Annotated in this window: 9 protein-coding genes; 2 read left to right on the forward strand and 7 right to left on the reverse strand. The window is 44.7% G+C overall.

The genetic code is table 11. The features are described from left to right. Window positions 1-422: 422 nt before the first annotated feature. The 5 genes from ACJJIM_RS03705 to ACJJIM_RS03725 all read right to left on the reverse strand — a co-directional run bounded on the left by ACJJIM_RS03705 (window position 423) and on the right by ACJJIM_RS03725 (window position 8,680). Window positions 423-3,467, reverse strand: a complete 3,045-nt coding sequence (locus tag ACJJIM_RS03705) for a thrombospondin type 3 repeat-containing protein (protein WP_444912413.1) — start codon at window positions 3,465-3,467, stop codon at window positions 423-425. A 542-nt stretch (window positions 3,468-4,009) separates the two neighbouring features. Next, a complete protein-coding gene (locus ACJJIM_RS03710; RefSeq protein WP_444912414.1) occupies window positions 4,010-4,468 on the reverse strand; it encodes a GNAT family N-acetyltransferase in 459 nt (152 codons plus the stop codon). A 224-nt stretch (window positions 4,469-4,692) separates the two neighbouring features. Further along, window positions 4,693-5,754 (reverse strand): HupE/UreJ family protein, encoded by a 1,062-nt coding sequence (locus ACJJIM_RS03715; RefSeq protein ID WP_444912415.1) that lies wholly within the window; start codon window positions 5,752-5,754, stop codon window positions 4,693-4,695. Continuing rightward, the gene (locus ACJJIM_RS03720) at window positions 5,744-6,658 is read right to left on the reverse strand and encodes a peptidyl-prolyl cis-trans isomerase (protein ID WP_444912416.1); all 915 of its coding nucleotides are present in this window, start codon (window positions 6,656-6,658) and stop codon (window positions 5,744-5,746) included. The genes ACJJIM_RS03715 and ACJJIM_RS03720 overlap by 11 nt, the downstream gene beginning before the upstream one ends. Before the next feature lie 105 nt (window positions 6,659-6,763). Continuing rightward, window positions 6,764-8,680, reverse strand: coding sequence for a DUF3604 domain-containing protein (locus ACJJIM_RS03725; RefSeq protein ID WP_444912417.1), 1,917 nt, complete (start codon window positions 8,678-8,680; stop codon window positions 6,764-6,766). Between the two features lie 178 nt (window positions 8,681-8,858). Between ACJJIM_RS03725 and ACJJIM_RS03730 the strand changes: the two genes are divergently transcribed. Further along, window positions 8,859-9,902, forward strand: coding sequence for an AraC family transcriptional regulator ligand-binding domain-containing protein (locus ACJJIM_RS03730; RefSeq protein ID WP_444912418.1), 1,044 nt, complete (start codon window positions 8,859-8,861; stop codon window positions 9,900-9,902). 169 nt (window positions 9,903-10,071) lie between these two features. Here the strand turns inward: ACJJIM_RS03730 and ACJJIM_RS03735 are convergent, their stop codons facing one another. Then, window positions 10,072-10,482 carry a DUF4288 domain-containing protein gene (locus ACJJIM_RS03735; RefSeq protein ID WP_444912419.1) on the reverse strand — a complete coding sequence of 137 codons (411 nt, stop codon included), beginning with the start codon at window positions 10,480-10,482 and terminating at the stop codon, window positions 10,072-10,074. Window positions 10,483-10,530: 48 nt separating this feature from the next. Continuing rightward, on the reverse strand, window positions 10,531-10,836 hold the full coding sequence (locus ACJJIM_RS03740; protein ID WP_444912420.1) for a hypothetical protein: 306 nt from the start codon (window positions 10,834-10,836) through the stop codon (window positions 10,531-10,533). A 1,435-nt stretch (window positions 10,837-12,271) separates the two neighbouring features. Here ACJJIM_RS03740 and csrA point away from each other — a divergent pair. After that, the gene (csrA, locus tag ACJJIM_RS03745) at window positions 12,272-12,460 is read left to right on the forward strand and encodes a carbon storage regulator CsrA (RefSeq protein ID WP_444912421.1); all 189 of its coding nucleotides are present in this window, start codon (window positions 12,272-12,274) and stop codon (window positions 12,458-12,460) included. The last annotated feature ends 85 nt before the right edge of the window (window positions 12,461-12,545 follow it).

Raw genomic sequence — 12,545 nt, forward strand, 5'->3', positions numbered from 1 at the left:
ACCTCCGAATCTATAGATACATCTGCATGCCATTGATAATGGCAAGCCCATATTTTCTAAAGTCTAATTGCAGCTGAAATGGTTTCTGAGAGGCGTTCGAGTAACTATAAGTTTAATTGTTAATTATGCCTAAAAAATAAGCCGGCCAATATATAGTTAACTTACTGGTCACTAACTACAAGGTGCGCCGCTGTTAATTTGATCAGTCCTATCTTGATTGTTTTAAAAAGTATTATTTTTTACGGTTTTTGATTTTGTAATTTTTGTGTGTGGGCAATAGGTGAGGGGTAAATAAGTTCTTTGGTTTGCGTTCTTTATTGTTTTAATGGTTGGAATTAGTTTTCTTTATGTGCTTTATTCCTTTCAATTTAATTGTAAATAAAAAGCCCCGGCGTACCGGGACTTTTTATTTCTTCTTTTAGTTATGGCTGGCTCACTGGTTTTGAGCAGGCCAGGTAAACATCCAGTTGGTTGTTTATAAAGCTCAAGCCGCTCAAAGATAGCCTGACCTGATCAAAATCACTATTGGTGGTGACTAATAGCAGGCGGTGATTGCGTGCACCGTTGACTTTGAATGGAGCGAGACGATATCCACTAGTGGACTCCCCTGTAGCTACTCCGTCCAAGTAAGTGCTGATTGTGATGGTGTTCAGGTAGATGATATCCAGCAGTGGTGTGGTGTGCTCTACCAGGAAACCGACCACATGGCGTCCCTCTTTAACCGAGTGGTGGTTGATTTGAATATGAGTAGAGCCGCCTGCACCGCTGACAACTTCCATTCTGGCTGCATCAGATAGGACACCGTTAAATACCCTTTCTACTGCAGTAATAGAACATCCATCACAGGGCTGTTCAATTCCGTAAGTCAGGTCTGCATCTACACCGTTAACAATCTCCAAGTCTTCAAACGCTGCACAGGACAGGCCTGATTCGAGGTCGCAGGCGTCGCCGATACCATCGTTATCAGAGTCCTCCTGGTTGGGATTGGGAGTCTGGGGACAGTTATCGAGATCGTTTTCTACCTCGTCCCCATCCAGGTCTGCATCGCAAACATCTCCCACTCCATCACCATCAGTATCGGTTTGGTTTGGATTTGGAATCGCGGGGCAGTTGTCGACGGTATCATCAAGACCGTCATCGTCGCGGTCGTTATCGCAGACGTCTCCGGCACCGTCGTTATCGCCGTCTTCTTGCCCTGGATTCGGAATCATTGGGCAGTTGTCGACGTCATCATTAACGCCGTCACCATCCAGGTCTTCGTCACAGGCATCCCCAATACCGTCACCGTCAGTATCAGTTTGGTCGTTTGGCGTTAGTGGACAGTTGTCATCGGTGTTGTCTATGCCGTCGCCATCGGCATCACTATCACATTCATCGCCGGTACCATCGCCATCCGTGTCTGATTGATCTGGGTTAGGGGTCGTCGGGCAATTATCTTCACCATCGTCGTGGCCATCGTTGTCGGTATCACTATCGTCATCACAGACATCGCCGATGCCGTCGCCATCCTGATCGGCTTGGTCGCTATTTGGAATAGACGGGCAGTTATCGGAAATATTGGGCACATTGTCGTCATCTTTATCACTGTCACAGACATCACCAATGCCGTCCTGATCGATATCGGACTGATCGCTGTTGGCAGTATCCGGGCAGTTATCGTAGGCGTTGTCTACTCCGTCGTTATCGTTGTCGCCGTCACAGGCATCGCCAATTCCGTCGTTATCACTGTCTTCCTGTAGTGTATTGCTGACATAGGGGCAGTTATCGTCGTCATTAAAGATGCCGTCTCCATCGAGGTCTGGATCGCAGGCATCACCGACTGAATCCCCGTCGGTATCTGTTTGATCACTATTGGATGCCGTGGGGCAGTTATCGGCTGTGTCATCGACGCCGTCGTTGTCGTCGTCGCTATCACAGATATCGCCGCTGCCATCCCCGTCAGTATCGAGTTGGTCTGAGTTGGGTATTGATGGGCAATTGTCGGCATCGTTATCGGTGCCGTCTCCATCCAGGTCTTCGTCGCAGGCATCCCCGACACCATCTCCATCCTGATCTATTTGATCGGTGTTGGGGACGAGTACACAGTTGTCAACGCTGTCAGGTACCTGATCGCCGTCGACATCGGTGTTGTCATCGCAGGCATCTCCGTAACCATCACCATCTGTATCTGTTTGATCTGCGTTGGGTACCAGCGGGCAGTTGTCATTTTCATTTTCAACGCCGTCATCATCGCGATCGCTGTCGCAGGCATCGCCGGTGCCGTCGCCGTCGGTATCGGTTTGATCATCGTTGGCAACGGCCGGACAGTTGTCATTACTATCGTCTATACCATCGCCGTCATCGTCGCTGTCACAGCTATCGCCTTGCCCGTCACCATCGATATCGCTTTGGTCTGAATTGGCGGTAGCAGGGCAGTTGTCATCGTCGTTATCAATACCGTCACCATCCTGGTCGCTATCACAGGCATCGCCGACGCCGTCTTCATCGATATCACTTTGGTCGGTATTGCTATGGCTGGGGCAGTTGTCGGCCTCATCATCGACAGAGTCATTGTCGTCGTCGCTGTCACAGGCGTCGCCAATGCCATCTCCGTCGTTATCGTCTTGGTTTGGGTTGTGGGTGGATGGGCAGTTGTCATCTTCGTTATCGACGCCGTCACTGTCCGCATCGTCATCGCAGGCATCGCCTATACCATCGCCATCCTGGTCGGTTTGTGAGGAGTTGGCTGCGGTTGGGCAGTTGTCGTCTTGATCGTCTACGCCATCACCGTCGTCATCGCTGTCACAGGCATCGCCAATGCCGTCGCCGTCAAGGTCGGCTTGGTCTGGGTTGGATACGGCTGGGCAGTTATCCTGGCCATCATCGTGGCCGTCATTATCAGTATCGCTATCTTCGTCACAGGCGTCGCCGATACCGTCATTGTCCTGATCTGATTGGTCTGGGTTGGCTACATCCGGACAGTTATCCAAGCTGTCGGTGTAGTTGTCCCCGTCGCGGTCGTTGTCGCACACATCCCCGACGCCGTCGCCATCAATATCACCCTGCTCGCTATTTGAATCAGCAGGGCAGTTGTCAGAATCGTTGGGGACGTTGTCGCCATCCAGATCGCTGTCACAGGCATTGCCTATGCCGTCGCTATCACTGTCGGCTTGGTCTGAATTCGGGGTTTGTGGGCAGTTGTCTGAGGTGTCGGGGTGGGAATCGCCATCGTCATCAATGTCACAGGCATCACCGCTGCCGTCGCCATCTAAATCATCCTGGTCTGAATTACTAACACTCGGACAATTGTCATTATCATCATCGATACCATCACCATCTGAGTCAGTGACGCCAGGGGGCGGGAGCAAGTCATCGGCGGCATCGCCCCGGCCTCCATCAGAACCGCAGGCACTTAAAAGCACCAATGAAAATAGTATCGCAATAAGCGAAGGTAGACGCATGGTCATAATCTCCCGAACAAAATCCATTTTTGTTATCTGTCGGACAAGCGCAGTAGGCCTATAAAAAATACGCCTGCAATAAATCATTTATGCTGACGCACATGGGCTCCGGCTAATTTTTAGATAGATGTCATTATTTTGGTTGTGCATATTTCTAATACTAAAGTTATGGCGCACAACCGTTTATAAGTGTGGTAACTATGCGTTCTTTCTCACTAAAAGTGTGATGAATGGCGAAATTTTGGCGGGATAATTTATGGGTGATAAAGCGTGTAATTAGTGAAGACAAATTTACGCCATAAAATATAATGGAATAAATAATTTGACAGCTTAATTTGCTGTTGCTCTTGACTCTTTCTAAAGTGGAATCTGATTCTGAGCCTGATTAAGCCGCTACTAAGATGGGGAATTACCCCGCCATATCAAGTTGATTATAAATCTTGCAGGCAGGTATTTAGATCGAAGTATATTGGCTAAGGCTTTTTTAATAACACTCTTTGAAATCGCCTGGTGTAAATCAGGTGAGCCAAGGGCATCGACATCACCTGGGTTTATAAGCTGTGAACTTTCTATTTAAGATTTAACTTCATTTCCATAAGTGATGGTTGGAAGCCAACTTTTTCATAGGCTTTTATCGCTGAGCTATTTTGAGAGTAAACATCAAGGTAGAAATCTTGAACTCCATTCTGTTTACCCCATGCAATTAATTTTTCTATTAGCTTTGAGTTAATGCCCTTTCCTCGGTGCGCTGGTGATACATACATAAATCCCAGATAAGCATGCCGCTCATGATCAAGGGATATTTTTGAGCTTCGAATCTGGGCATATCCCGTTCCAATAACCTCACCTTCGATTTCAACTACCAGAAGATATGAGTCATCAGATAGTATCAACTTTTCCATATCATAATAGAATGCTGATTCAGCTTTAATGGATGAATTGTATGGCCTTTCGGCTCCGATAAGACACTGTTCCAGCTTAAGTAAATCAGGAAGGTCTTCTATAAGTGCTGTTCTAAAATTTAACATCTTTATTTTCAGTGGTGATAGATTTGGTCATGAAAACTGCTCCAACTCTACAAAGGCCTGTATTTGACTTTGGTGTGGGCTAACAAAGCTAGACAAATTTCTATTGAGTGGCGGTCAATTCATACTTGTATCTGGCCTCTACTGCAGGCCGTGATCTGTGTGATTGCGTGAGGATAGCAGATTGTAAGTCTTGAAGCAGCTTTTGTGATTCAAGCTTTGTTTGTTTAGGAAATTAGCCCAACGGTCCTTTCAATTGCCCAATACCCGCTGATTACTCCAACTGGATAAATAGCGTATTTTGATTGTGTTAGAAAGTGTTGATACAAAATTGAGATCTTCCAGTTCGAGAATATCCACTGAACTGTAGGTGATAAGAAAATCAAAACCAAAACAAATAATATCTGCCCCAGTTCTACACCTATATTAAAGCTAAATAATGCGGTGGTTTTATGGCTGTGAGGAAGGCCTAATTCCGTTAGTGCACTGGCAAACCCAAACCCGTGAAGTAATCCAAAGCCAGTGGCAACAATCGCAGGATAGCGTCGGGTTAAGCTCGTTTTACTCTGTCCATTATGCGCGTATACAATTTCTGCGGCTAACAGCATAATGCTCAATGGGATCAACACTTCAACAACATCTACTCTTATGGTGAATAAGTCTAAACTTGCGAGTCCCAGGGTGAGGGAGTGGCCTAATGTAAATCCGCTAATCGCTATTAAAGTGCTTCTAAAGTTTTTGGCGATAAAGACTAAACATAATACGAATAGTAAGTGATCATAGCCCTCTAATATATGTAAGAAACCTGCTTCAATATATTGTTTGACACAATCCCAAATAGTTAGGCGGGAAGGTAAATTTATCTCTAAGACCTTGGGGCCATTAAAGAGATTAATAGTGTCACCGTCTGATTTTTCAAAATGAATTAAGCTCGATAAGGCTGGATTGGCAATGGGGTATGTGATTTTTATTGTTAGGGGATTATATAGCCTTGTAAAATTGTTTGGGTGGGGGTTCCTGCATAGGTAACTCTTCACGTTGGATCCGGCAGGCCCCGTTATATCTGGTTGTATTTGGCAGAATTCGCCCTTTAAGTGTATCTCAGGTTCAGTGCCTGGCTGCATGATAGGCGGGACTTTCCATCGAAGGATATATCTGCTTTCTGCGACCTCTTTTAACTCAATGTATATCGGTCTTCCATCATGGGCGAAACTAAAACTACTAATTGTTGTAAGTAACAATAAGAATAGAAGGGGTTTGATGATCTTGTAGGGATTTTTAGTTGGCATAGGTGATGTCCACAGGAACATATGGTATCGAGGCATCCCTCTCTATTCTGTAGCCTGCCAATAGCTCTTGTATCCTAAGTTGTCTGTTTTCCTCCATTTTATTTCGTCGATAATCCTCAAGTACTAAGGGGGAGGCTTCTCTAAAGCTGGGTAGACGGCTTGTTTTGTTTTCACTAACCAAAATTAGATGTAGGCCATATGGAGATTCAAATGGACCGGACCAGGTATTCAATGGTAGTTGAAAGATACTTTCTGCCAAATTATCTCCGAAATGGCTGGCTACTAGATGGAGAGTACGATCTACATAATTCCGATGAAAGATGAATCTGTCTCCGTAGAGGGCGGACTCCTCGAATGGAACTGACTGCTTTATTAAGTGGTTCAAGCTCTGCTTAACAGTCTTCTCTAACTTTTCTTTAGAGTGATGTCTAAAATCAAAGAAAACATGAGTGAAGGTAATAGATGCTTCAATTCGATATTTTTCGAGATGAAGTTGGAAGTAGTTTTCCAAGTCTTCTTCACTAATATCAGTGTTACTGGAAAAGCCACCATTTACATAGTCCAGCTTTTGAATAAGGCGTCGTCGTATAATCTGATCATGCTTCTGCAGGCCTAGATTAAGGGCTTCACGGTAAAGTACTTCTTCTTTAATGTAATCATTAATCAGGTTGTACTTCTCTGGCTGAGTCAAGCCCTCCCAATAACGCCGTGCAAAACTCTGGTTAAATGTTTTTTTCTGGAATTGGAGGTGTTCAATTAGTATGTCCTCGCTGATAAGCAAGGTATCTTCATAGTTGGTTCCATTTTCCTCTATTAACAGCTCTGCGACAACGAATAGTACTAAAGCGATAATAGAAAAGTGTACCAAAGGCTCCCTTTTCAGAATCTCTAATTTCCGCTGCATGAAGCTTCCTCCATTGAAACCTGCAGAGAGTATTGATATCAGTATGCAAGCTACTTTTTTAGATATGCTATTTGCTTGCTGTAGCGTCGAGGTATCCTATCGGTATCAGGGGGTATACCAAATTGGGGATGTATAAGCGCGCTCCTGGATAACAGCGGGTCCTTCAGAGGGTATCTGAATATTTCCGTTGTTAATTTCTTTTACGGCCACTGCATCGTAAAGTGAATGGCGAGGAGTAGGGATTTGTAATACCCGAACATAGTAAAATGCTCTTTCGTTTACATTAAAGCTTGGATCCTGCCACAAGGTCGATAACTCAATAGAACCAATATTGTTAGTGTATTGCCCCGTTTCTCGACTCACGGTATCACCCACTGGCTTTAACTGGCCTTGGTTATTAAGAGTGCGCTCCCCAGACCAAGCAACATTAATTACTTTCTCATGACTTTTTCCCGCTGCGTCCAACCAAGATTTTACCACCTGGATTCGATCCAGATTTGCTTCTTTGGGATCTTTTGTCGCGCGTATAAGTAGCTGAATTGGCTGGTCAGTTCCTTGTGGTTTGACTAAATCACCCCCCATAGGTACTCCATGGGAATAACCCAGCTCAGCAATATTTTCTGCATCTATCGCATGCTTGGGGAAATCCCAGCCTGCAAAGACACGCACCTGTATTCTAGGGCCTGTAGTGGCATATACTTCACGGCGTTTAAATGCAGCGAAAAGGCTTTCTCTAGTATTTTCTTCTGCCCAAGCGGCGGCGAGTCCAGAAGCAGACATATTCCAACCTGTAGCCTTGGTTCCGCCAATGACAGTGTTAGTTCGCTTGCTGCTTGGTACTGAGTCGTGGGCAAACTTGCCCCAAAAGTTATTCTCCTCCGCAGTTGACATACCCGTATGTGAATCTGTGGACCCTATGAACCCCAGCTTATAAGGGTTTACACCAATTTTTTTCTGTATTTCCAGCCCAGAGCGCAAGGCCGATCGGACGAAGTCACCTTTGGCAACACGGTACGACTCTGGGTCAGCTTGTAGGTAAAATGGATAATTCTCAAAGTCGGCAAAAGGATCGTCCGGGGAAAGCGTTGAATGGGTTTCTGAGTCCCCCTTAATTTGCGTTATTTCAACCAGGGGCTCCCAGCGCATGCGTGTACGTGCATACTGGGTATCAATTGGCTCACCACGCAGAGTGGTTTCTGCAAACATATAGCCTTTGGATACATTGGAGTTGTGGGGAATCGCAATGAATTCACTGCCAGTTCGTTTAGATGTCTCATCTAACCAGTGCCACAAATCTTCTGGGTACTGGCTCTGATCAGCCCCAAAAGGAAGATACTGCTTAGCTTTATCCGCCCCATCAGGGGAGACCACAACCCGGTGTAAGTTGGCCCCTGTTGGGGTTGAGCTCCATTCCCAGCCGATAAAACTGGTAAAGGTGCCTGGGTTGTTATGGCGCTCTGCAGCATCGACTATTGCGCTCCATGCACTTGTCCGGGTTTTATCCAAATCACCAAGAACCGGCTCTGGGAACTTGTTAGCCGGGTCCTGGACAGGGTCGGTGGGAGCTACTGTGCCGAGAGCCTTAGCGGGCAGTAACTCATTGAAAATATCCATACCTTCATTCATAGATACTTTATATCGGATATGCTGCTTGGCAAACCAGCGCATCATCGACTGGTATAAGGACATATCGCTGTCTAGCTCATCTGTCTTATTCACCACTGCCCTCATAACACCCAGCCCTTCAGCGTGATCTGAAACCACGAGAAAATCCAGGGGGGTGTCTATACGTACTTTCGCATGAGTGTAGGGGTGAATAACCGGCTGTCCCTTGGCCCAGCGATAAGCAGTGTCTGGAGTTGCCGAATAATTTTGGCTTAAGAAGGCATCGAATGAGTAGGAGGTATGAAGGTGCATATCTCCCCAGAAAACCTGAGTGGGCTCACTAGCAGCAACACCAAGGTGAGTGATGGATAATGTAACCCCTACCAGACGTGCTATTCTTTTTATGGGATTTTTCATATTTCCAATTACCAACGTCGGTTGGCTATCTTTTAGGTGACTAGATCCTCTTAACATGTCAGGATCGTTAGGATAATCTTGGTAAATAAGGAAGTGATTGATTAGATGCTAATCATTTGGCTTTTAGGTTTCTTTGCAAATAAAGCCAATCTCTTGACCAATTAGGACACACTTGTAGATGGCTGAGTATGGACACACGACCATTGCAACTTGGGTATTACCTATTATTGAGGCCCTAAAACCATTCTGTTCTACCCAAGAAATTTTGCAGCGTGCAGAAATTGACCCCAAATGCATAGTGGATGCGAACCAGAGAATCCCTTTAGAGAATATGAAAAAACTATGGGGGCTCGCTGAATCTATATCAGGTGATGATTGTATCGGCCTGCAAGTCACAAAGTATGTTAATCATACAAATCTTTATGCCTTGAGTTATGCCCACTTGGCCAGTAGCTCCATCAGGGAGAGTTTACTAAGATCTGCTCGATTCTCAGAAGTGGTTACCACCGCTATGCGAATCAATGTTCATGATGAGCGGCAACAAGTAGTAGTATCCTGGGAAAAAGTTGACAATTTTCCATATGATCCAAGTATCCATGCGATAGATGCCTTTATGGCTTTGCTAATAAAGTCCATCAGAAAGATATGCCCTGATGTACATCTTCATTTGATTTCAATTAATCTGGAGAGGCCCAGACCTATCACTCTTGAGCAGCATCAATTGATGTATAAGTGTCCAATTAACTTTTCGGCGGACATTTGTGAGATTAGATTTAAACAAGAGTTTGTTGATCGAAAGCTCTCTTCGGGGAACGATGAGCTGGTCAGGGTCAACGAGCAAGCCCTAATTGGTTACTTGGAGCGTTTGCAGAAGAATGACATAGTTAGCATGACCAGTAGAGTGCTTGTTGATCTGATGGCTACAGGTAATTTTTCACAAGAGGTCGTGGCCAAGGAGCTTGGTATTAGTTGCCGTGGTTTGCATAGAAAACTAAAAGAAAGAGGTTCCAGTTATCAAACTGTGCTAGATGAAATACGCCAGTATCAGGCTGTGCAGTACCTTAAGCAAAACGATACTCCGATCACGTCAATCGCCTACAAACTGGGATTCGGTGATACCAGTAGTTTTTCCAGAAGCTTTAAAAAATGGACTGGGCAATCTCCGCGAGAGTTTCGGACTAAGCATAGTAGAGATGCCTCAATAGAAATCTGTATAGATTAAGAGCGACTTTATCTGTCAATAGGGGAGTCGATTTGTTTGCAATAATTACTTATAGGGCTATTGGATATTACATACCGACCAGCTAGGTTTGGTTGGACTATTCTATAGTTATCGAGAGAATATAGGGGAGGTCTAAGCTTTAAAGGGGCTGATAAAGTACTTGAATTTCTCATTCGGTATCATCAAATGCCTCAAGCTCTTCCTTGCTTCGAACCCAAGACTTAACTCTGCCAACTGTAATCCCATTATCATCGTCAAACAGGATTTCAGTGCCTTCAGGATCAAGTTCATCATAAATGGGAATAAGACTGCTTAATCCCTCAAAAATCCAGCGACCTCTACGCCCTTTATCATTTGTCCAGTCACTTTTGTCTTCGATGCCGGACTTCCCGTACTGAATGGCCTTCTGGTAAGCTTGCTCTCTATCATCAGCTTTTAGTATCACAACATTTGAGAATGCCCGGCAGCGCCGCCGCATATTGTCGAGTTCCTCATCATCAAATTGAAACCTCTCTATAATTGTTGCGACCCACCAGCCGTAGGGGCTCTTATTTCTGTCAGGGATTCTCTGGTTACTCATTTTAACTGCCTTGTACTCACCAGTGACGGGGAAGCTAATAATCTCTTATTATGCATTAATTCCTCCACTTGCGCTCATGTAAAACAGGAATAAAGCAGCGGCGAGATTTAGGGGTACACGAATAATGCCTGCAATTCTGTTTGGGCCCCACTCATCTTTAGCTATGGCCGTCTTAAACTCACTTAGAGTGAAATAACAAAATGCGCAGCCAAGTAAAAAGGAACCTGCCCGAGTGTTGAAAATAGGCAGATTTAGCATCTCTGGGTTTACAAACCGGATAGCCAACAAACCAAGCATTGCCAGCAGGGTGGTGAGGATAATAAATTCATTAATTCCAAATGCCTTCTTGCTCATAAAATACGATGTTCCAATTAGTGCGGGCTAACAACTAAGGCAACTTGCCAGTGATGGGCTTTTCTTTGGGGGCTTACCGGTTTGTTAAAGTAGTGCATGTCCTCGCAAGCTTGTATGGTTGCTCTCATCCGAACTTGATCTTAACGCGTCCATCGCGAGGGGATAGGTAGGGCCCCACCTTTGGAGCCAATTTTAGACCAAACAAAGGATCAATTGCAGCCTAAGTTCCCACACTAACCAACACAATTGGTGGTAGTGATGGAAGCTAGCGGTAGACAGGCGTACCCTACACAAACAAGCTAGGAATTCCATAGGAATTTATATCGGCTCACTGCCCTTGGATGAGCGGCACCAGAGTTGGTGTACTCAAGTGATAAAAACGCTAGCCGCTAACTGTTGTGCTACACCTCAATTACTCCACAATCTCATCCCTAGCGAGTTCAATCGTGGTGTGGAGAGGGCTCTTCAGTAGGCGCTGTAGTGGTGACATTAATTTCTTAGCATCAAGCACGGAGGTGAAAGTACGGATTACCTTTCCCTGTTTTGTATGTTGGCTATTAAGGCACGATTAACGGGTTCGATACACGTATATTTCGATTGGGCTCCACTTTCTGAGATACCCTACGAACATTTAGAATTTACAGTTTCACCCTTTGAGTGAAGTAGATTTTTAGGGGGTGTCGCATCAAAAAGTCCAATCCCTAAAGGGTATAAAAATAACGCCATTACTATTCCTAATAGGATGGTTACCTAAAACCCTCAGTAATACATTAAAAACATATAAGAAATTTTGACTGTAAGAAGAAAGGAGCTTGTGGTAAGTGGCAGCATTGGTAATCTATTCTTTTTAGTTCCTTCGTGTGATCTTAATAAAAGCACCAGGCTAAATGATTTGTTTTGTGAATAGCTCAGATTATTCACGGTGTGAAGTTAAAAAATATAGGCACAAAAATAATCTTATTGGATTTTATTAAGTTTGTTTTAGTGTCAAAGCTGCGTAAAATCAATGGATACTTATTGGTATTTTGGTCGGCGTTGAGCTGCCTTTTAAAAAATCTAGCTACCAAAGAAGTTTAATCAAGTCAATAATTTTCTAAGAATCAGCCCGTCAAAGGAGAGCGGTATTGTGACGTAAAAGCAAGTAAAAGGCGCTGACCCAAGGTGCTCGAACACCAAGGGCCAGCTAACCAAATTGATACACACACTATCAAAATGGCTATATGGATCATACGCTAGAAACCCGCTCGTCTTCAATAAATTGGAGAGTATTGAGCAGTTTGGAGAGGTTCTCCAAGCTCTGGGAGCGTAGTACCCGCCTTTTCTTCTTCTATGCCTACCGTTCTCGTGCACCACCTCATATTTCCTCAAAAAGTTACTTACAAAGCCTTCCATTAAGGGTGGCCTACAAATGGTTTGAGTCTTAGAGGAAACAAATATGTTGATCTTAAAGCGCCGGACGGGTCAAAACTTAAGGATTGGAGCAAATGTCTCAATTACCGTACTGGAAGTTAAAGGTAATCAAGTGAAGATAGGCATACTTGCTCCCAAATCCCTACCTGTTCACCGTGAAGAAATATATATACGTGTACAAAAGGAACGGGCACTCCGAAGAGGAGATCGTTGATAGCCCCGCTGTGGCTACAGATTTCCCAAAGCATCCATGTCAAAACCGTGGTGATGTAGCGGTTTTGATATAGGGTGCCTTTGCT

The organism is Microbulbifer maximicatervae (SeqCode), from assembly GCF_052467615.1.

Bases quoted from the DNA above. Each gene is read 5' to 3' on its own strand.
- ACJJIM_RS03705 (WP_444912413.1), bottom strand. From the start codon at position 3,467: ATGGATTTTGTTCGGGAGATTATGACCATGCGTCTACCTTCGCTTATT.
- ACJJIM_RS03710 (WP_444912414.1), bottom strand. From the start codon at position 4,468: ATGTTAAATTTTAGAACAGCACTTATAGAAGACCTTCCTGATTTACTT.
- ACJJIM_RS03715 (WP_444912415.1), bottom strand. From the start codon at position 5,754: ATGCCAACTAAAAATCCCTACAAGATCATCAAACCCCTTCTATTCTTA.
- ACJJIM_RS03720 (WP_444912416.1), bottom strand. From the start codon at position 6,658: ATGCAGCGGAAATTAGAGATTCTGAAAAGGGAGCCTTTGGTACACTTT.
- ACJJIM_RS03725 (WP_444912417.1), bottom strand. From the start codon at position 8,680: ATGAAAAATCCCATAAAAAGAATAGCACGTCTGGTAGGGGTTACATTA.
- ACJJIM_RS03730 (WP_444912418.1), top strand. From the start codon at position 8,859: ATGGCTGAGTATGGACACACGACCATTGCAACTTGGGTATTACCTATT.
- ACJJIM_RS03735 (WP_444912419.1), bottom strand. From the start codon at position 10,482: ATGAGTAACCAGAGAATCCCTGACAGAAATAAGAGCCCCTACGGCTGG.
- ACJJIM_RS03740 (WP_444912420.1), bottom strand. From the start codon at position 10,836: ATGAGCAAGAAGGCATTTGGAATTAATGAATTTATTATCCTCACCACC.
- csrA (WP_444912421.1), top strand. From the start codon at position 12,272: ATGTTGATCTTAAAGCGCCGGACGGGTCAAAACTTAAGGATTGGAGCA.